This is a genomic window from Sphingomonas sp. SKA58 (genome assembly GCF_000153545.1).
GTDB classification, from domain to species: domain Bacteria; phylum Pseudomonadota; class Alphaproteobacteria; order Sphingomonadales; family Sphingomonadaceae; genus Sphingobium; species Sphingobium soli.
Map to the genome: position 1 here is coordinate 1,630,107 of NZ_CH959306.1, position 19,218 is coordinate 1,649,324.

Sequence of the window (19,218 nt, forward strand, 5' to 3'; positions counted from 1 at the left end):
GGGTTTACTCCTACAAATGAAGAGGATGCATCTGGAAACAAGCCGCCGTACGGTGCTGGCGGGCAGCATGGTGGGACTGACGGCTGCGGCGGTCGCGCAAACGTCGCAGCGCAAGGCCGGCGATGGCGCACCCATGCTCGCCCCGCGTCCGCCCATGGGCTGGAACAGCTGGAACAGCTTCGCCACCACCATTACCGAAGCACAGGCGCGCGAAACCGCGCAGATCATGGCCGACAAGTTGCTGCCGTTCGGCTATGATATCTTCACCGTCGACATCCAGTGGTATGAACCCGAGGCGTCGAGCTACACCTATAACGCAAAGCCCAGGCCCGCGATGGACGCGCATGGCCGGATGATCCCCGCGCCCAATCGCTTCCCCTCCAGCGTAGGGGGCAAGGGCTTCGCGCCGCTGGCGCAGGCGGTGCATGCGCTGGGCCTCAAATTCGGCATCCATGTCATGCGCGGCATCCCGCGCGCGGCGGTGGAGGCAAATCTGCCGATCCTTGGCACCGGCTATCGTGCCGCCGACATCGCCGACCGGACCAGCATCTGCTCCTGGAACCCGGACATGTATGGCGTGGACATGGCCCGGCCCGGCGCGCAGGCCTATTATGACAGCATCTTCCGCCTCTATGCCGACTGGGGCGTCGATTTCGTCAAGATGGACGATATGAGCCGTCCCTACGACGCCCATGCGGCGGAGATCGAGGCGGCGCACATGGCGATTCAGGCGACCGGCCGCCCCATCATCCTCAGTCTCTCTCCCGGCGAAACGCCGGTGATCCGCGGCGATCATGTTCGAAAATATGCGCAAATGTGGCGCATCTCGGACGACTTCTGGGATGAATGGCCGATGCTGGAGGCGCAGTTTACGCGCCTGGAAAACTGGACGCCCTGGCGCGGGCCGGGGAGTTGGCCCGACGCCGACATGCTGCCGCTCGGCCGGCTGGCGTTGGGCGAGCGCGATACCCGCTTCACGCCTGACGAGCAGCGCACGCTGATGACGCTCTGGGCGATCGCCCGTTCGCCGCTGATCATGGGCGGTGACCTGCGCCACCTCGACGCCGCGACGCTGGCGCTGCTCACCAATCGGGAGGTGATTGCGGTCAACCAGGCAAGCCGCGACAACTGCCCGCATTTCATCGCGGATGGCACGCGCATCTGGTCCGCCAATGCGGAGGGCAGCGCGGACCGTTATCTCGCGCTGTTCAACACCAGCGACAAGGCGCGCGAGGTCGGCATCGACCTCAGCACCCTTGGCCTCAGCCGGCCCGTCGCCATACGCGACCTATGGGAAGGCAAGGGGCTTGGCACACAGGCGCAGCGTATCGTCGCCCATCTGCCCCCACATGGCGCTGCGCTTTATCGGCTAAGTTGAACCGGCACGGACCGGGTTATTTCCTGACCCCGGCGCTCTTGTCGCGGATCGCCTTGAACTCTGAGCCGGGCTTCCATTCCGGCCAGCGGTCCGACGTGGCAAGGTCGCGCCCGATGTCGAGCATCAGATCGATGTCCTGCGCCGCGCCGTCCAGATTCCAGCTGTCGTCCACCGCGTCACACGCCTGATGATAACAATTGCCCGTATAGGCATCGACCCACGCCTGCCCGGCGGCGCGGCCCCCATCGACCAGGTCGGATGCCCCGGCAATGCCCATCATCAGCAGCACCGGCACGCCGCGTTTCGCCATGGAGAAATGATCGGCGCGATAGAAAAGCCCGCGTTCGGGTAGGCTTTCCTGCGTCACGACGCGCCCTTGCCAGGCGGCGAAACGAGCAAGATCGTCCTCCAGCATATTCTGTCCCTTGCCGACCAGAATGACATCCTTCGCCTTGCCGGCGGTCTGGAGGATATCGATGGTCAGGTTCGCGACGGTCTTGTCGAGCGGATAGACCGGGTTTAGCGCATAATGTTCGGACCCCAGCAGGCCGCGTTCCTCGGCCGTCCAGGCGGCGAACAGGATGGAGCGGTCAGGCGCTGGCCCGGCTTTGAACGCGCGGGCGATCTCGAACATGCCGGCGATGCCCAATGCGTCATCATTCGCCCCGGCGCGATAGATACGCCCCTGCGCATCGGGTTCGCCCTTGCCATAGGCGTCCCAATGCGCGCCATACATGATCGTTTCGTCGGGGCGTTTGGCCCCCGGGATGCGGGCGAGCACATTGGCGCTCTGCACCACATCCTGCGTAACCGGGAAGCTCGCGGTAAAGGTCGCGCCTTTCAACTCGACCGGCTTGGACGCCGCTGACCGCGCCTTTTTACGCAGGGCCGCCAGATCTTGACCCGCACGGGCAAACAAGGATTTGGCCGCTTCGCCCGCAATCCAGCCCTGAAGCTGAAGGCTTGTCAGCCTGTCGGCAGGGCGGACAAGGTCGTAATTCTCACCGCCCGGGCTTTTTACCACATTCCAGCCATAGCCAGCGCCGGGCGTATCATGCACGATAAGCGCGCCGATCGCGCCGCGCCGCGCGGCTTCCTCGAACTTGTAGGTCCAGCGGCCATAATAGGTCATGGTCTTGCCGCCGAACTTGCCGACAGCGTCCTCGCCCTTCACCGCTTCGAAATCGGGATCGTTGACCAGGAAGACGGCGACCTTGCCTTTCAGATCCACGCCCTTGAAGTCGTCCCAGCCCCGTTCGGGCGCGGAAACGCCATAGCCCACGAAGACCATCGGCGCCTTGTCGATGCTGACATTGTCCTTGGGTTGCAGGGTCGACACATAGACATTTTCGCCAAAGGTCCATGGCGTTGTCGCGCTCCCCTGGGTCACGGCGAGTTGCGTGGGCGTGCCCAATTGGGTGTGCAGCAACGGCACTGTCTGCACCCACTGACCGTCGGGGCCGCCCGGTTCCAGCCCCAGCGCCTCGAACCGGCCGACGAGATAGCCGATCGTCCGCTCCTCTCCGATGGTGCCGGGCGCGCGCCCCTGAAACAGGTCGGACGCCAATGTGCGTACGGAAGATTCCAGTCGATCAGGGGCGATTGCCTGGGCTTGAGCGGCGGCGGGGAGGAGAGGGGTGGCGGACAGGCCCAGGGCCAGGAGCATCGTGCGAACAGTCATGCACATAGCCTTACCCCCCTAAGGACGGAGGGGAAAGGCCCTAGAATTCGGTCTCCAACTCGATCATTTCGTCGGGCTCCTGACGGGCGGCGTCGATCCATTCGCGCATCAGCGGCCACTCGTTTATGGTTTCGCAATAGGCGGCGGACATCGGGCTCACCGCCACGGCATAGGTCAGGAATCGCTGCACCACGGGCGCGAACATCGCGTCGGCCACGGTGGGTGAGGCGCCGAACAACCAGGGGCCGCCATAATCGCCCAGACATTCCGCCCATAGGGTCTCGACCCGCTCGATGTCGGGGCGGGCGCCGGGGAAGATCGGGAAGCGATCGTGCCGGACCTTCAGGTTCATCGGCAGCGCGGACCGCAGGTTGATGAAGCCCGAATGGATTTCGCCCGATACCGACCGGCACCGGGCGCGGGCGACGCGATCGGCGGGATACATGCCCGCATCAGGATACAGTTCGTGCAGATATTCCGCGATAGCCAGCGTGTCCCAGACGCTTGCGCCCTCATGGGTCAGGCGCGGCACCAGCACGGAGGGAGAAAGCAGCAGCAACTCCGCGCGGTTGTCAGGGTCGTCAAGGGCGACCATCTGTTCCTGTACCGTCAGCCCCGCGAGTCGACAGAGCAACCAGCCCCGAAGCGACCAGGATGAATAGGTGCGGCTGGAAAGAGTGATTTGCGCGTCGGCCATGGATTTACCCCTCGCTATCCTGCGCAGGTTCCCATTTATGATGGTGCAGTGCAACAGAAAATGCCTGTATAGCGTTTCATCAAGGAACCGATTCGGTTCATAGGGTCAATATAAGGCAAGTTTGCGATCATGCGGATGCTCTACAGCGGCTATCAGGCCTGGAACGACATGCTGGCGCCCGCGCGCCTGGGCGCCGAATGGGCGCTCGGCCTGCGCAAGACGATGGGCCCGATGGCAGAATGGGCGATGCCGCGCCGAATGTTCGCATTGATGGACGTGTTTCAGGGCGCGAAGCTGACCCACAAGCGGCCGGCCTACGATATCAACCTGGTGCAGAGCGGTAATGCGCAGGTGGCCGTGCGTGAAGAAGTCGCGCTCGACATGCCCTTTGGCAACCTGCTTCATTTCGTGAAGGACGACGTCGCCGTCGATCAGCCGCGTGTGCTCGTGGTCGCGCCGATGTCCGGCCATTTCTCGACTTTGCTGCGCAACACGGTCGAAACGTTGCTGCGCGATCATGATGTCTACATCACCGACTGGAAAAACGCGCGGGACGTTCCTCTGTCCGCAGGTCGCTTCGGCTTCGACGACTATGTCGACTATGTGATCCGTTTCCTGCAGGAATTGGGGGAGGGCGCGCACCTCGTATCCGTATGCCAGCCATGCGTGCCGGCCATGGCGGCTGTCGCCTTGATGTCGGAGGATCAGGACAAGGCGACTCCGCGATCCATGACCCTGATGGGCGGGCCGATCGATCCCAACGCCGCGCCCACCGCGGTCAATGATCTCGCCAATGAAAACCGATCAAATGGTTCGAGGAAAATCTGATTTCCGTCGTTCCGTTCCGCTATGCGGGGCGCGGGCGGGAGGTCTATCCCGGCTTCTTGCAACTGTCCGCGTTCGTGTCCATGAACATGGCCCGGCACGGAGCGCAGCATCGCGAACTCTATCAGTTGCTGGCCGACGGCAAGACGGAACAAGCGGACAAGATCAAGACATTCTACGAGGAATATTTCGCCGTCCACGACATGACCAAGGAATTTTACCTCGAGACCGTCGACATGGTGTTCCAGCGAACCCTGCTCGCCAAGGGGGAACTCACGGTGCGCGGCCGCAAGATCGATCTCGGTGCGATCCGCAAGACCGCGTTGCTGACGGTCGAGGGCGAGCGTGACGATGTCTGCGCCGTGGGTCAGACGTCCGCCGCCCACGCGCTGTGCACGGGTCTGCGCCCGCATCTCAAGCGTCATCATCTTCAACCGGGCGTTGGCCATTATGGCGTGTTTTCCGGCAGCAAATGGGAAAAGCAGGTCTACCCGCAGGTGCGGAACATGATCCTGGCGATGAATTGACGACAGGCGATCCCGGCCCGTTCAAGGCGGGTCGGCGCCTGACTTGTGCCTGTTCGCTGGTGCTGCGCCATGCCGGTTGATGTCGATGCCATCTACATCGTCTGCGCGCTGGTTGCCGTTATCATATCCGGGCTGGCCAAGGGGGGCTTTGCGGGCGTGGGCGCGCTTGCCATGCCCATCATGGCGCTGGCCATTGATCCGGTCCGGGGCGCTGCGATCCTGTTGCCGATCCTGATCTTGCAGGATGCGGTCAGCGTCTGGGCCTATCGGCGCAGCTGGGACGGACGGACCCTTGCGGTCATGCTGCCGGGCGCGGCGGTCGGGGTTATGCTTGGCTGGCTCTTTGCAGCAAAGGTGTCGGAAGTCGCGGTCCTGGGCGTATTGGGTGGCATTTCGGTGCTGTTCGGCTTGCAACGTCTGTGGGTCGAGCGGGGCGGCGCGGTCACGCTGCCGTCCAATTCGCCGGCCTGGGTCGGTTTTCTGTTCGGGATCGCCAGCGGTTTCACCAGCCAGATCGCGCATGCCGGCTCACCGCCTTTTCAGATGTGGGTATTGCCCAAGAAGCTTGCGCGCGACATGTTGGTGGGCACGACCGCCTTCGCTTTTGCTGCGATGAACTGGATGAAGGTTCCGGCCTATGCCGCCCTGGGGCAGTTCACCCGCGACAATCTGGCCGCCACCGCGATGCTGGCGCCGGTCGCGATCCTGTCAACATTCGCGGGCGTCGCGCTGGTGCGGCGGGTTGATCCCGCGCGCTTCTACACGCTCATCTATGTGCTGATGATCCTGCTCGGCCTCAAATTGATGGCTGATGCCCTGACGGCGTGACGCCATGAAAAAGGCCGGCGCTGTGGCCGGCCTTTTTCCTATTCCTTCTCGCGCTTCTTGCGATGGGTGTCGAGGTCGAGCACGGTGGTATCCAGTCCTTCGGGCAACAGGCCCAGCCGCCGCGCCACTTCCTGATAGGCTTCGACTTCGCCGCCCAGATCGCGGCGGAACCGGTCCTTGTCCAGCTTCTCGTTGGTGGCCATGTCCCACAGCCGGCATCCGTCCGGGCTGATTTCGTCGGCCAGGATGATGCGGCTGTAATCGCCGTCATAAAGCCGCCCGAACTCCAGCTTGAAGTCGATGAGGCGTATGCCGATGCCGGCGAACAGGCCGCACAGGAAATCATTCACGCGGATCGCCATGTCGGCAATATCGTGCATTTCCTCCTGCGTCGCCCAGCCGAAACAGGCAATATGCTCTTCGGACACCAGCGGATCGCCGAGCGCGTCATCCTTGTAGCAATATTCGATCAGCGTGCGCGGCAACTGCGTGCCTTCCTCGATCCCCAGTTTCTTGGAGAGCGATCCGGCAGCCACATTGCGCACGATCACCTCGATCGGCACGATTTCGACCTGCCGGATCAGCTGTTCGCGCATGTTGAGCCGACGAATGAAATGGGTTGGCACGCCGATCTGGCCGAGCAGCGTGAAGATATGCTCGGAAATGCGATTATTGAGCACGCCCTTGCCGGAAATCGTGCCTTTTTTCTGCGCGTTGAAGGCGGTGGCGTCATCCTTGAAATATTGGATGATCGTGCCCGGTTCGGGGCCTTCGTAGAGGATCTTTGCCTTGCCTTCGTAAATCTGGCGGCGACGGGCCATGCGCGTTCCTGACCTTTTTTCTCAAAAACAATGCGCCCCGGCAATCGCGAATCGGAAAGGATCAGCGGGTGCCGGGGCTGTTCGGGCAGGCCTTTAGAACAAACTCACCGCCGGTGCAATTGGCGGGGCAGGGCGCTCCCTTGCTGCTAGAGAACATCAGCAAACATGAACCACAGCAGCGCGACCCAGGCGATCAGTCCCACCGTGGCGATGATGACGCCCGACCGGGCCTGAATAGCAGATAAAAATCCGCCTATGTCTTCATCGTCGTCCTGCTGCATCCGCGAGGCCTAGCGAGCGCGCTGTTCGGGCTCAACCCTCCGCGGGCGCTGCGGCTGACTTTTTGCGGATCGGCTCGGCCGCTGTCAGCCGGTCGGTGAAGGTCTGACGCCACCAGCTGATATCCTGCTTTTCCACGCTGTCCATCATCGCGCGCCAGCGCCGCTTGCGTTCGTCGAGTGGCATCGCCAGCGCGCGGTTGATCGCATCGGACATTTCTTCGCTGCTATAGGGATTGATGAGCAGCGCGTCGCGCAACTGGATCGCAGCGCCGGCAAAGCGCGACAGCACCAGCACGCCGGGGTCCTCCGGGTCCTGCGCCGCGACATATTCCTTGGCCACCAGGTTCATGCCATCGCGCAAAGGCGTCACCAGTCCGATCCGCGCCGCGCGATAGATGCCGGCCAGCTTGTCGCGGGGATAGCCCTGGTTGACGTACCGGATCGGCGTCCAGTCGACATCGCTATATTCGCCGTTGATCCGGCCGGCGAGCGAATCGAGAGTCGCGCGAATGTCGCGATAGCTTTCCACCTCTCCACGCGAAGGCGGCGCGATCTGCGTCAGCACGACCTGGCGATGATGTTCGGGATGATCTTTCAGGAACCGGGCATAGCCGTTGAACCGCTCCTCCAGCCCTTTGCTGTAATCCAGTCGATCGACACCTACGATCAACGACCGGTCCTGCAAGGACGCGCGAACCTGCCCGTACATGTCCTTCGCCGCGTCGCTGATGGCGGCGTCGGCGAATTCCTGCGCATTGATGCCGATGGGGCAGGCGATCGCCTGGATCGTGCGGTCGCCCACGGTGACGAAGTCGCCGTCAACCTTGCCGCCCATTTCCTTCTCGACATAATGACGGAAGGATTCGAGCCATTCCTCGGTATGAAATCCCACCACATCATAGGCGAAGAGCGAACTGACCAGCTTTGTATGGTGCGGCAGCGACACCAACAGGCGCGTGGGTGGCCAGGGGATGTGCAGGAAGAAGCCCATCCGGTTCTTGAGGCCCCGGTCGCGAAGCATCTGGCCGAGCGGGATCATGTGATAGTCATGAACCCAGATGATGTCGTCCGGCTCGATCAGCGGGCTGGTCGTTTCGGCAAAGCGTTTGTTGACGCGGTTATAGCCGCCTTCGAAATCGCGCGCATATTCGGCAAGGTCGATGCGGAAGTGAAATAGCGGCCACAGCGTCTTATTGGCATAGCCATTATAATATTCGTCGACATCCTGTTCTTCCAGGTCGATCGTCGCGGTCTTGACGCCGTCATATTCGGCAAAGCCGATATGGCCGGTGAAATTGTTGGTCACCTCGCCCGACCAGCCAACCCATATGCCCCGGCTTTCGCGCAAAGCTTGCGACAGCGCGACCGCCAACCCACCCTGATTGCCGCTCTTGCTGGGGCGACTGACCCTGTTGGAGATGATAATCAGGCGGCTCATCGCATCGCGCTCCACGGTTTGCTCAGCAAGACGGCGCAGTTGATGATGCCGACCAACGAGTAGGTTTGGGGATAGTTGCCCCACAATTCCCCGGTCACGGGGTCGATATCCTCCGACAACAGGCCCGCGGCCGTGCGCCGGGACAGCATGACCTCGAACAATTCGCGCGCTTCTTCGGTGCGGCCGGTGCGGTGCAGCGCCTCGATCAGCCAGAAGGTGCAGACGTTGAACGCCGTTACCGGCTCACCGAAATCATCGGGCGCGCTGTATCGCAGCATGTCGTTGCCGCGTCGCAAGTCCGCTTCCAGTGCTGCCAATGTCCCGGTGAACTTGGGGTCATCGGCGCTCAGGAAACGCAGGTCGAGCAACTGGAGCAAGGAAGCGTCGCGCGAATCATCCTCGAAATTGGCCGAAATCGCATTGCTGTCGTTGCGCCAGGCCGCTTCCAATATGCGTGCCCGCATCGTTTCCGCGCGATTTTCCCAATAAGCCGCGCGCATGTCCAGCCCTAAAGCCTTGGCCGCATGGGCCAGACGATCGCACGCCGCCCAGCACATGACCGCGCTATAGCTGTGGACATGGGCGCGGGTGCGCAATTCCCACAGGCCAGCGTCGGGCTTGTCATAGACTTGCCAGGCGCGCTCGCCCACCGCCTCCAGCGCCTCGAAATCGGCATGGCCCGCCATGCGCAGCAGACGCTGGTCGATGAAGCCCTGAACCGACGACAGCACGATCTGGCCATAGGCGTCATGCTGGATCTGTTCATAGGCCGCATTGCCAACGCGCACCGGCCCCATGCCGCGATAGCCCGGCAGCGCTTGCGCCTCCCATTCCGTCAGCGTGGCATTGCCGCGGACATCATAGAGCGGCTGGATATGCCCGCCCTTGGCGCCATCGACGATATTGCGCAGATAGACGAGATAGGTTTCCAGCACGTCCAGCGCACCCAGCCGGTTGAGTGCCTCCACCGTGTAATATGCGTCACGAATCCAGCAATAGCGATAGTCCCAGTTACGCCCGCTGTCGGCATGTTCGGGAATGGACGTCGTCAGCGCCGCGACGATCGCGCCGGTTTCCTCATGCTGGCACAGCTTCAACGTGATGGCGGATCGAATGACCGCTTCCTGCCACTCGGCGGGAATGGCAAGACCCCGGACCCAGACCTGCCATTCCAGGATCGTATCGTCCAGCATCCGTTCGATCGCGGGGCGAAGCGCGTCGGAAAAGCCTTCGTCCGGCCCCATGAAGAAATGCATGTCGGCTTCCAGCCGAAACCAGCTTTCCTGGCTGATGAGGCCGATGGGCGCGTTGGTCGATACGCGCATCGCCATATAGGACAGCACCATGCGGATATGGTTGGATCCGTAGCTGATCGGCACCGTTTCCGCGTTCCAGCTCGTCGTCGGGCGCAGTCGCACGCGAATGCGCGGGCTTCCCGCGACCGGCCGGACGATCCGTACGAAGGCGACCGGGCGGTACATGCGCCCCTTGTGCCGATGGCGCGGGCAGAAGTCATAGGTTTCGATCGCGTTGCCCTGCGCATCGCGCTGGCGCGTCACGAGTATCGGGGTGTTGCGGATATACTGTTGTTCGACCGCGACGACATTTTCCAGTTCGATCGCCCAGAATCCGCGTGCGTCCGGATCATCCCAGGACTGGTCGTCGAGCAGGGCGGAAAAGACCGGGTCGCCATCCACGCGGGGCACGCAGCCCCAAACCATGCGCCCGGCGCGGTCGATCAGAGCCGACGCCTGGCAATTGCCGATGGGCCAAAGGTCCAGCGTCTGTTCGCTGGCATGCGTTTCGCCGTTGCTGTTGCTGATGTTTCTGCCCCCTTTTTGACTGCAACCAAGCCAATAGGCCGCCGTTCAGCCGAGCCGGGCAGCCCCTTCAGCCAGATAATGCCTGACGGCGGCAACCTGTTCCAACCCAAAGGCGGCAAAAGTCGATCGCGGCGCGCCGACCAGTATCCCCGCGCCGCCCTGCTCGGCGGCGGCGGCAAAGCCTTCCTCATCGGTCACATCGTCGCCGATGAAGACGGGAACGCCGCCCGCCATCGGGGCCTGCGCCATCAGCCGGCGCACCGCGCTGCCTTTGTCGGCGCCGCCGGGGCGCAGTTCGAACAGCATCTTGCCCGGTTGCACCGCCAGGTCGTGATCGTTGGCGAGCGCCATGGCGAGCGCGCGGGCCTCGTCGCCCCATTGCGGCGCGCCGCGAAAATGCAGCCCGACGCTGATCGTCTTGCGTTCGACCAGCAGGCCCGGCTTGGCCGCAACGAAAGCGTTGAACGCATGCTCCACCGCGTCGATCGCCGGCAGGCGCGCGGGCGCGTCCACGTCCGCGCCCGGCGCAGCGAACTCCAATCCGTGCGTGCCGGCAATCAGGAAGTCGGTAAAGCCAAAGTCCCGCAGCGTCGCGACCGACCGGCCACTGACGATCGCCAGGCGCCCGTCCAGCGCGTCGCGCAGCCGCAGCAGCGTCCCGATCAGTTCTTCGTCCACCTCGACGCCGCAGGGCGTATCGGCGATCGGCGCTAGCGTTCCGTCAAAGTCTAGAAACAGCGCCGCGCCCTCCAACAAGCTGACGGATGGGGCCCGGAGCGGGGTGACGGCTGGGGAAGGGGGAGAATCAGACACCGGCGCAAAGTGGCGCTTTCCTCCCAAACCGCAACCCCTCTTATGGTGCACCGCACGCAAAATATTCCCGTCAGCGATGGGCGGGCAGGGCCCCGTCTCACCGACGTTCGCCATCGTTGCCAAAGCGCTGCGCGCTGCTATCCTGGACGGAATGACAGACTTCCGCGACCCGTTCGACGCCATCAAGGACCATCCCTTCGACGAAGCGCTGTCCCAGCGCTATCTCGTCTATGCGCTCTCGACCATTACCGCGCGCTCGCTGCCGGACCTGCGTGATGGCTTGAAGCCCGTGCATCGCCGCCTGCTCTGGGCGATGCGGCTGTTGCGGATGGAGCCGGGCGGGGCCAGCGCCGATGTGCTCACCGCCAATCCTGCGCGCAACACCACCGCCTACAAGAAATGCGCTCGCGTCGTGGGCGATGTGATCGGCAAATATCACCCGCATGGCGACGCGTCCGTCTATGACGCCATGGTGCGGCTGGCGCAGGATTTTTCCTTGCGCACGCCGCTGGTCGACGGGCAGGGAAATTTCGGCAATATCGACGGCGATAACGCCGCGGCCATGCGTTATACCGAAGCGCGCCTGACCCAGGCGGCGGCCGATCTGATGGCGGGCCTGGATGAAGGCACCGTCGATTTTCGCCCCACCTATAATGGCGAGGATGAGGAGCCGGAGGTGTTTCCCGGCCTCTTCCCCAATCTGCTCGCCAATGGCGCCAGCGGCATCGCGGTCGGGATGGCGACCAGCATCCCGCCGCACAATGTCGCGGAGCTGATCGACGCCGCCAACCTGCTGATCGACGATCCCGACGCCGATCATGGCGCGCTGATGCAGATCGTGCGCGGGCCTGACTTTCCCACCGGCGGCGTGCTGGTCGACAGTCCGTCGATCATCGCCGAAGCCTATGCCACTGGGCGCGGCGCCTTCCGCACCCGCGCGCGCTGGCACAAGGAGGATCATGGGCGCGGCACCTGGATCGCGGTCGTCACCGAAATTCCCTACCAGGTGCAGAAGTCGAAACTGATCGAGCAGATCGCGGCGCTGATCAACGACAAGAAGCTTCCGATCCTGGCCGATGTGCGCGACGAATCCGACGCGGACATCCGCATCGTCATCGAACCGCGCGCCCGCACCGTCGACGATCAGGTGCTGATGGACAGCCTGTTCCGCCTGACTGACCTCGAAAATCGCTTTCCCCTCAATCTCAATGTGCTCGACTCCACGCACACGCCGCGCGTGCTGGGATTGAAGCCTCTTCTGGTCGAATGGCTGCGGCACCAGATTGACGTGCTGGTCCGGCGCGCGCGTCACCGGCTCGACAAGATCGCGGCGCGGGTCGAACTGCTCGACGGCTATATCATCGCCTATCTGAACCTCGACCGGGTGATCGAGATCATCCGCACGGAGGACGAGCCAAAAGAGGTGATGATGGTCGAATTTGGCCTTACCGATCGCCAGGCCGAAGCGATCCTCAACATGCGCCTGCGCAGCTTGCGCAAGCTAGAGGAAATGGAGCTTCGCCGCGAGCATGACGAACTGCTCAAGGAACGCGACGAACTGGAAAAGTTGGTCGAAAGCCCGGCCCGGCAGCGCACCCGGCTCAAGAAGGACCTCGCCGCCCTGCGCAAGCGCTATGGTCCCGAAACCGATCTCGGGCGCCGCCGCACATTGGTCGAGGAAGCCGCGCCCGCGCGCGAAATCCCGTTGGAAGCGATGATCGAGCGAGAGCCGATCACCGTGATCCTCTCTGAACGCGGCTGGATTCGCGCCATGAGTGGCCATCGCGATCTGGCGGCGGCCGATACGCTCAAGTTCAAGGAAGGGGACGGCCCGCAATTCGCCTTCCATGCCTACACCACTGACAAGCTGCTGCTGGCGACGTCCACAGGGCGCGTCTTCACCCTGTCGTCGGATAAGCTGCCGGGTGGCCGCGGGTTCGGCGATCCGGTGCGCTCGCTCGTGGACATGGATAATGAAGGGGCGATCGTTGCCCTAATGCCAGCGCGCGCTGGCGGCGACCTGCTGCTTGCCTCGTCCGACGGGCGCGGCTTCATCGCTGCGATGGCCGACATCATGGCGGAAACGCGCAAGGGCAAGCAAGTCGTGAATGTCCGCGCCGGCGCGCGGCTCGCGGTCGTCCACCCTGTGACAGCAGACGCGGACAGCATTGCCGTCATTGGCGAGAACCGGAAATTGCTGGTCTTCGCCATCTCCGAAATGCCGCGCATGGCGCGCGGGCAGGGCGTCCAACTGCAACGCTATCGCGATGGCGGTCTGTCTGACGCCATCGCCTTCCGCCTGGCCGACGGGCTGACCTGGGCGATGGGGGGCGATTCGGGCCGCACCCGTAATGAAACCGATATGACGCCGTGGAAGGTCGCGCGCGGCGCTGCCGGCCGAATGCCGCCCAACGGATTCCCGCGCGATAACCGGTTTTGAATTATTCGATTTCGGAATCTCGTTTTCAGAATATTTACCTAATCGCTTTAGCCCGGTCCCATGGAATCCGCGTCCGTGCGTCCTCGCCTGGCTCAGACGATCCGTAGCAAAGCGAGCTGCGGTGGCGCGGACCCCTGTGTCTGCACCATCGATGACCCTGCCCAATTCCTGATGGCGCTGCCCCAGGCTGCGGCGATCGTGGCCTATCATGACGATGGCCTCTCCGTGATCGCGGGTAACACGCGCTTCAATCGCGCGCTTGAACAGGGCCGGGTCAGTCCCGCAGATGTGTTGCCCAATTCCGCCTGGGCCGAACGCATTCGCGAATTCATCGCTTCCGGCAAGGATAACGCCTTTTTCGAAACGCGGCGTGAAGGAAAGCTCGGCCCGGAATATCATATGTGCACGATCGGTCGGCTGCATAGCCAGGATCCGGCGCAAAACCTGCTCCTGTTCACCGCGACCGACCACACCAATGAACGGGCAATCGAAAAGAATTTGCGGCGGGAACTGCTGGCAGACGGTCTCACCGCGCTTCCCAATCGCACGGGCTTTGGCGAAGAAATTGACGACCGGCTCAAGAATGGCATCTGGCCCGACACGGCGCAGTTCGGCATCATCGCCATCGACCTGAGCCGGTTCAGCCGGGTCAATGAATCGCTGGGACCGATGGCCGGGGATGAATTGCTTATCACCGTGGCAAAGCGCCTGAAGTCCAGCCTGCGCCAGGGTGACGTGCTGGCGCGGATCGGTGGCAATGATTTCGCGATCTTTGCCCGTTTGAACAATGGCTTGTCGGACGTTCTTCACATTGTTCAGAGAATTCAGGACGCCATGGGATCGCCCATCCGGCTGAGCGATCTGCAAATTCGCGTCGATTGCGCCATTGGCTGCGCGTTGTCTTTGAACCTGGATGATGATCCCGATGACGTCGTCCGCAAGGCGCAGGCCGCGGTCAAGATCGCCAAGCGAACCGGCAAAGTCGAAATTTATCGCAACGGCGTCCTCAAGGAAGCACAACGCCGCTTTTCGATCGAAAGCCGGCTGCGCGACGCCTTGTCACAGGGTGGATTGTCGCTGGCCTATCAGCCGCTCATTCACCTTCAAACTGGCGAGATTACGGGTTTTGAAGCGCTGGCCCGCTGGAACGACCCGGACCTGGGCAATGTGCCGCCGACCGAATTTATCGCGGTTGCCGAAGAAAGCGGCCTGATCACGTCCCTTGGACGCTGGGCCGCCTATGAAGCCGCACAGGCCCTGTCGCGCTGGGACGCGAAATATGGCCAGCCGCTGCCCGTCAGCGTCAATGTCAACGTATCGGCCATCCAGATCGCGCGCGACGACGTGGAAAGCATGTTCGAAGAAGCGCTGCGCTATGCCGGAATAGACGGCCGCCGCATGACCGCCGAACTGACCGAAAGCGCGATCGTTGCCGATCCTGACAAGGCGCGCAAATGGCTGGTTGCGCTCAAGGATCTCGATATGTCCATCGCCATGGACGATTTCGGAACGGGTTTTTCCAACCTTGCAAGCCTGCACAGCCTCCCGATTGACATTCTCAAGATCGATCGCAGCTTCGTGTCCTCCATGCTGGAGGATCACGACAAGATGGTGATCGTCCGCACCATCCTCTCGCTCGCGGAGTCGCTGAACCTCAAGGTGACGGCGGAAGGGATCGAAACCCAGGCTCTTGCGCTGCAACTCCAGAATCTGGGTTGTTGGCAGGGGCAGGGCTATTATTTCGCACGCCCGATGAACGAAGCCGACGCCTTCGACTATTGGCGCGCGCGCTGGAATTTCGAAACGATCTGATCGGCGATCTGATCGACACGGCCGTCGTCGGGAAAGTCTTCGTCCACCCATATCTGTTCGACCTGGCGCAGCGCCTTCGCCACATCCGGCCCCGGCGTCAAGCCTCGACTGATTAACGTGCCTCCGCTGATCGGCAGCTTGGGCGGCGTCCAGCCAATCACCTGGTCGAGCATGTCGATGGGCCGGGCGCTGTCTAGCAGCAGGCGGTCGATCGCGGCTTCGGTGCCGATGCGAAACGCCAGCGCCCGTGGCCGCTCGCCTACGCCGTCCTGCCCGAGCGCAAGCACCAAGCGTTTGCGCGCCTTGTTCGACAATTTCAGCCGTGCGCCGACCTGATCGGCCACAGCAGCGTCGGGCGGCAAAAGGGCCGCAAGCCGCCGCACGGGCGATGGCGGCAACGCCGCCTGCGCCTCTCTTTCGATCAGCGCCTCCACCCGATCGACGCCGTCCATCGCCACCTCCGGCAGCACCGGGCGCAATATGCCGCCCTCGATCATCAGGCGCAGCGCCTGGCCGGGCGCTGCGACGGCCATCAACTTGAGCAATTCGTCCGCAATCCGCTCGCGCGACAGCGCCATCAGGCTGTTTGCGGCGGCAACGCAGGCGGCATAGGCGCTATTGTCCACATCATTGTCGCCATAGCGCGCGAGGAAGCGGAAATAGCGCAGGATGCGCAAATGATCTTCGGCGATGCGCGCGTCCGCCTCGCCAATGAAACGGAGTCGCCGGGCTTCCAAATCCGCGATCCCGCCGAAATAATCGCTGATCGCGCCGGTCAGCGGGTCAGCATAGAGCGCGTTGATCGTAAAGTCCCGCCGGGCCGCGTCCTCGCGCCAGTCGTCGGTATAGGCGATGGTTGCGCGCCGGCCGTCGGTGCTGACGTCGCGGCGCAGGGTCGTGATCTCTACCGGCCCATCGGCCAGCACGGCCGTTACCGTGCCATGCTCGATCCCGGTCGGCACCGTCTTGATCCCTGCCCCCTGGAGGCGTTCCATGACCGTCACCGGTGGCAGCGACGTGGCGATGTCCAGGTCATTGACCGGCAGGCCCAGCAGTCCGTCCCGTACCGCGCCGCCGACATAGCGCGCCGTGCCTTCGGCGGCCCCAAGGGCAGATAGCAATGCGGAAAGGCCCCCGCGATGACGCCAGGGCGCATCAGGCAGCGAGACGGTCATGGCCGAGCCTGCGGGACAGATTGGCGAGAATGGCGGCGGTGATGCCCCATATGCGGCGACCTTCCCAGAATATCTCATAATAAGGGCGCATCGCACCGGCATATTCGACCTCGCGACGGATGCGGTTGGCAGGGTCGAGCGCGAAGGCGAGCGGCACCTCGAACCAGGCAGCCACTTCGCTTTCCTGCGCGCGGAGCGGCAGGTCGGGCGGAATCACGCCCAGCACGGGCACGATGTCGAAACCGGTGAAGGTCTGGTAGCGATCGGATATCCCGATCACCTCGACCTGGTCTGGCGCTAGCGCGATTTCCTCCTGCGCCTCGCGCAGCGCGCCGGCGATTTCGTTGGCATCGGAAGGATCGACGCGGCCGCCGGGGAAGGCGACCTGCCCGGCATGTTTGCGCAACGCGGTCGATCGTTCGGTCAGGATCAGCCCCGGTTCGGGCCGATCGGTGATCGCGACCAGCACAGCTGCCGGTGCCAGCAGGATGTCGCCCTGGATCCGTGGATCGCGCACGTCCGACAGCGGCAGCGTGTCGCCCAGGCTATGCCCTTCTTGCAGCGCGGCGCGCAGCCGCAGCGCCAGCGTCATCGGGCGTTGTCCAGCGGGAAGAAGGTGCCATGGCTCCACACGCCGACGGGCTCCCCGCCTTCCTCCAGCGCCAGGTTCATCAGCTCATAATAGACGCTGCGGGAAATCAGCGCTTCCAACCCGCCACGCACGTGCAGATAAGGGCGCGGGCCGTCATCGGTATCGCGCAAGGCCAGCGCATTGTCCGGCCCGGCAGCTACCAGGTCCCCGGTGTTGAGCCGGAAGGCGAGCGCGCGATCCCGGCCTTCGCCTTCGCTCTTGAGCTCGACGGCAACAAAGGGCGCGTCCTCAACCTCGATGTCCAGTTTCTCGACCGGCGTCACCAGCACATGGGTGCCATCGTTCTCCAGCCGCAAGATGGTCGAAAATAGCCGCACCATCGCCTCTCGCCCGATCGGTGATCCCTGGTGATACCAAGTGCCGTCCCGGGCGATCCGCATTTCGCTGTCGCCGCAATGGCCGGGATTCCACTGCTCGACCGGCGGCAGCTTCTTTTCAGCGAGCAGCCGGGCAATGTCGGGCAGCGACAGGGTGGCGAGATCGGGCAAGGGGTCCATCGGCATGGCTTCGAGATAGGAGCCCAAGCCGCCGAAGGCAAAGGGGGAATCAGGCCGAAATCGTGATCCGGGGGGTCAGCATGCCTTCGCCGCCCACCGGTCGGCCATCGAGCGACAGGGCGAGCAGACGGCGCTTCTCGAACGGACCGGGCGCATCCCATCCGCCCGTGCCATCGGCTGTAAAGCCCCAGAAACGGCCATAATATTCCGGATCGCCGATCATCATCAACGGTTCGGTGCGGAGCGCGCGTGCCTTGCCGATGACGGCATCCATCATCGCCCGGCCATGGCCGTCCTGTTGATGCGCAGGAGCCACCGCGACCGGCCCGATCATGATGAGCGGTATCTGCTGGCCATCCGCCTGCGTCAGGGCGACAGGCCAGCTTTGCAGCGTGCCGATCAACTCGCCGCCGCGACCGGCAATGGCCACCGACAGGGCCGGAATGATCGCCATGCCTTCCCGGATACGATAGGCGGTGCGGCCGTGGCGATCGGGCCCGAAAGCGGCGTCCAGCAAAGCCTCGATGGCGTCAGATGCAACAGTGTCCAAAGGGATAATGTCAGACACGCCTTGCCGATCCGCGATCAATGGCGCATGGGGCAGCGCCGGAAGCGGGGGCTTTAGCGCCCGCCTCGCAAAAGGAAAGAAAAATAGTCCCTGTCTGGGGTCAGGCTGTGGGCGATGGTTGGCAGGCTATGCATACGGGTTTTGACGATTTTCTGACGCTGGAGGTCAATAATCTCCATGTCGACGTGCTCACCGGCATTTATTCGGAGGAGACGCATCTTCCCCAGCCGCTGCGCATATCCATTCGCGCCCGCTTGCGAATCGCTGATCATTACGAGCCGGAAACGCCGCTCGGTCAGTCGAAAAACTATATGGACCTCAAGCATGCGGCATCGACCGCGCTGCCCGAAGGCGTGCATTTCACACTGATAGAGGCGGTGGCCGACCATATCATCGACACCATCTTCCTTCAGGACGACAAGGTCAGCCATGTCGAAGTGAAAATCGTCAAGCTCGCGCTGAGCGAACGCGGCGAGGAAATCGGCATTACGCTGGGCCGCGGGCGGAGATAGGACGCGCGGAAAACAGCCCCGATTATCGCCCTTTTTGGGGGCAGGGGGCCGTTCTCGCAACGCAGGGTGAAACCGTCCCGCCGCCTCCTCGACGGCGGGACTTCGCTACCCCTTCTGGATCAACCCGATCTCGATCAACCGCTCGGTCAGATAATCATGCGCGCTGATCGGCGGATCGCGACGCGGATTGTCGGCACTCACGCATTGGGGCAGGGCGTCGATCATGAAGTCAGGGCGCAGATGCAGGAAAAAGGGCATGGAATAGCGCGAATGCCCCCGCCTTTCGGGCGGAGGATTGACCACGCGATGGCTGGTCGATGGCAGGACATGGTTGGTCAACCGCTGGAGCATATCGCCGACGTTGATCGCCAAAGCGCCCGGCGGCGGCACGACCGGCAACCAGTTGCCGTTGCGATCCTTGAGTTCCAGACCCGCCTTCCTCGGCGCCCA

The 19,218-nt window shown here is 63.2% G+C and carries 16 protein-coding genes and 2 pseudogenes; 6 read left to right on the forward strand and 12 right to left on the reverse strand.

Annotation, left to right across the window (positions count from 1 at the left end; translation table 11 throughout):
* The first annotated feature begins 25 nt into the window (after positions 1 to 25).
* Positions 26 to 1,378 (forward strand): glycoside hydrolase family 27 protein, encoded by a 1,353-nt coding sequence (locus SKA58_RS08420; RefSeq protein ID WP_009821971.1) that lies wholly within the window; start codon positions 26 to 28, stop codon positions 1,376 to 1,378.
* Between the two features lie 16 nt (positions 1,379 to 1,394).
* Here the strand turns inward: SKA58_RS08420 and SKA58_RS08425 are convergent, their stop codons facing one another.
* Both SKA58_RS08425 and SKA58_RS08430 read right to left on the reverse strand, forming a co-directional pair.
* On the reverse strand, positions 1,395 to 3,065 hold the full coding sequence (locus SKA58_RS08425) for a M28 family metallopeptidase (protein ID WP_009821972.1): 1,671 nt from the start codon (positions 3,063 to 3,065) through the stop codon (positions 1,395 to 1,397).
* Between the two features lie 34 nt (positions 3,066 to 3,099).
* Positions 3,100 to 3,756 carry a glutathione S-transferase gene (locus SKA58_RS08430; RefSeq protein ID WP_009821973.1) on the reverse strand — a complete coding sequence of 219 codons (657 nt, stop codon included), beginning with the start codon at positions 3,754 to 3,756 and terminating at the stop codon, positions 3,100 to 3,102.
* A 129-nt stretch (positions 3,757 to 3,885) separates the two neighbouring features.
* On the opposite strand from SKA58_RS08430, the pseudogene SKA58_RS08435 reads away from it, so the two are divergent.
* Together SKA58_RS08435 and SKA58_RS08440 are read left to right on the forward strand one after the other, a co-directional pair.
* Positions 3,886 to 5,108 (forward strand): annotated as a pseudogene (locus tag SKA58_RS08435) (polyhydroxyalkanoate depolymerase).
* 69 nt (positions 5,109 to 5,177) lie between these two features.
* A complete protein-coding gene (locus SKA58_RS08440) occupies positions 5,178 to 5,936 on the forward strand; it encodes a sulfite exporter TauE/SafE family protein (protein WP_009821976.1) in 759 nt (252 codons plus the stop codon).
* A 38-nt stretch (positions 5,937 to 5,974) separates the two neighbouring features.
* Here SKA58_RS08440 and purC read toward each other — a convergent pair whose 3' ends face one another.
* The 5 genes from purC to otsB form a co-directional block, all read right to left on the reverse strand.
* Entirely contained in the window at positions 5,975 to 6,757 is a 783-nt protein-coding gene (gene purC / locus SKA58_RS08445; RefSeq protein WP_009821977.1) for a phosphoribosylaminoimidazolesuccinocarboxamide synthase, read from the reverse strand.
* Between the two features lie 146 nt (positions 6,758 to 6,903).
* Positions 6,904 to 7,038, reverse strand: a complete 135-nt coding sequence (locus SKA58_RS20500; protein WP_009821978.1) for a hypothetical protein — start codon at positions 7,036 to 7,038, stop codon at positions 6,904 to 6,906.
* A gap of 31 nt (positions 7,039 to 7,069) precedes the next feature.
* Entirely contained in the window at positions 7,070 to 8,476 is a 1,407-nt protein-coding gene (gene otsA / locus SKA58_RS08450; protein ID WP_009821979.1) for an alpha,alpha-trehalose-phosphate synthase (UDP-forming), read from the reverse strand.
* The gene (locus SKA58_RS08455) at positions 8,473 to 10,257 is read right to left on the reverse strand and encodes a glycoside hydrolase family 15 protein (protein ID WP_269572088.1); all 1,785 of its coding nucleotides are present in this window, start codon (positions 10,255 to 10,257) and stop codon (positions 8,473 to 8,475) included. The genes otsA and SKA58_RS08455 overlap by 4 nt, the downstream gene beginning before the upstream one ends.
* An 87-nt stretch (positions 10,258 to 10,344) precedes the next feature.
* Positions 10,345 to 11,112, reverse strand: coding sequence for a trehalose-phosphatase (gene otsB, locus SKA58_RS08460; RefSeq protein ID WP_037542324.1), 768 nt, complete (start codon positions 11,110 to 11,112; stop codon positions 10,345 to 10,347).
* Positions 11,113 to 11,263: 151 nt separating this feature from the next.
* On the opposite strand from otsB, the gene parC reads away from it, so the two are divergent.
* Positions 11,264 to 13,552: a DNA topoisomerase IV subunit A gene (gene parC / locus SKA58_RS08465; RefSeq protein ID WP_037542770.1), complete on the forward strand. Its 2,289-nt coding sequence runs from the start codon at positions 11,264 to 11,266 to the stop codon at positions 13,550 to 13,552.
* Positions 13,553 to 13,723: 171 nt separating this feature from the next.
* The gene (locus tag SKA58_RS08470; protein WP_232209383.1) at positions 13,724 to 15,364 is read left to right on the forward strand and encodes a putative bifunctional diguanylate cyclase/phosphodiesterase; all 1,641 of its coding nucleotides are present in this window, start codon (positions 13,724 to 13,726) and stop codon (positions 15,362 to 15,364) included.
* On the opposite strand, the gene SKA58_RS08475 is transcribed toward SKA58_RS08470, so the two are convergent.
* Genes SKA58_RS08475 through SKA58_RS08490 form a run of 4 tightly spaced genes read right to left on the reverse strand, consistent with a single transcriptional unit; the run spans position 15,328 to position 18,256 of the window.
* Complete coding sequence (locus SKA58_RS08475; protein WP_009821984.1) at positions 15,328 to 16,539, reverse strand: CCA tRNA nucleotidyltransferase; 1,212 nt, start codon at positions 16,537 to 16,539, stop codon at positions 15,328 to 15,330. The two genes, SKA58_RS08470 and SKA58_RS08475, sit on opposite strands and share 37 nt — an antisense overlap.
* Entirely contained in the window at positions 16,520 to 17,131 is a 612-nt protein-coding gene (locus SKA58_RS08480) for a CoA pyrophosphatase (protein ID WP_009821985.1), read from the reverse strand. Before SKA58_RS08480 ends, SKA58_RS08475 begins: the two co-directional genes overlap by 20 nt.
* Positions 17,128 to 17,694, reverse strand: coding sequence for a DUF1285 domain-containing protein (locus tag SKA58_RS08485; RefSeq protein WP_037542772.1), 567 nt, complete (start codon positions 17,692 to 17,694; stop codon positions 17,128 to 17,130). The genes SKA58_RS08480 and SKA58_RS08485 overlap by 4 nt, the downstream gene beginning before the upstream one ends.
* Positions 17,695 to 17,737: 43 nt before the next feature.
* Positions 17,738 to 18,256 (reverse strand): GNAT family N-acetyltransferase, encoded by a 519-nt coding sequence (locus tag SKA58_RS08490; RefSeq protein WP_037542774.1) that lies wholly within the window; start codon positions 18,254 to 18,256, stop codon positions 17,738 to 17,740.
* Positions 18,257 to 18,384: 128 nt separating this feature from the next.
* Between SKA58_RS08490 and SKA58_RS08495 the strand changes: the two genes are divergently transcribed.
* The gene (locus tag SKA58_RS08495; protein WP_009821988.1) at positions 18,385 to 18,768 is read left to right on the forward strand and encodes a dihydroneopterin aldolase; all 384 of its coding nucleotides are present in this window, start codon (positions 18,385 to 18,387) and stop codon (positions 18,766 to 18,768) included.
* A gap of 105 nt (positions 18,769 to 18,873) precedes the next feature.
* On the opposite strand, the pseudogene SKA58_RS08500 reads toward SKA58_RS08495, so the two are convergent.
* Positions 18,874 to 19,218 (reverse strand): annotated as a pseudogene (locus SKA58_RS08500) (2OG-Fe(II) oxygenase family protein); the annotation flags it as partial.

Coding starts and splice junctions, on each gene's coding strand:
- SKA58_RS08495 (WP_009821988.1), top strand. CDS start 18,385: ATGCATACGGGTTTTGACGATTTTCTGACGCTGGAGGTCAATAATCTC.
- SKA58_RS08470 (WP_232209383.1), top strand. CDS start 13,724: ATGGCGCTGCCCCAGGCTGCGGCGATCGTGGCCTATCATGACGATGGC.
- SKA58_RS08440 (WP_009821976.1), top strand. CDS start 5,178: ATGCCGGTTGATGTCGATGCCATCTACATCGTCTGCGCGCTGGTTGCC.
- parC (WP_037542770.1), top strand. CDS start 11,264: ATGACAGACTTCCGCGACCCGTTCGACGCCATCAAGGACCATCCCTTC.
- SKA58_RS20500 (WP_009821978.1), bottom strand. CDS start 7,038: ATGCAGCAGGACGACGATGAAGACATAGGCGGATTTTTATCTGCTATT.
- SKA58_RS08420 (WP_009821971.1), top strand. CDS start 26: ATGCATCTGGAAACAAGCCGCCGTACGGTGCTGGCGGGCAGCATGGTG.
- SKA58_RS08475 (WP_009821984.1), bottom strand. CDS start 16,539: ATGACCGTCTCGCTGCCTGATGCGCCCTGGCGTCATCGCGGGGGCCTT.
- SKA58_RS08430 (WP_009821973.1), bottom strand. CDS start 3,756: ATGGCCGACGCGCAAATCACTCTTTCCAGCCGCACCTATTCATCCTGG.
- SKA58_RS08480 (WP_009821985.1), bottom strand. CDS start 17,131: ATGACGCTGGCGCTGCGGCTGCGCGCCGCGCTGCAAGAAGGGCATAGC.
- SKA58_RS08485 (WP_037542772.1), bottom strand. CDS start 17,694: ATGCCGATGGACCCCTTGCCCGATCTCGCCACCCTGTCGCTGCCCGAC.
- purC (WP_009821977.1), bottom strand. CDS start 6,757: ATGGCCCGTCGCCGCCAGATTTACGAAGGCAAGGCAAAGATCCTCTAC.
- SKA58_RS08425 (WP_009821972.1), bottom strand. CDS start 3,065: ATGTGCATGACTGTTCGCACGATGCTCCTGGCCCTGGGCCTGTCCGCC.
- otsA (WP_009821979.1), bottom strand. CDS start 8,476: ATGAGCCGCCTGATTATCATCTCCAACAGGGTCAGTCGCCCCAGCAAG.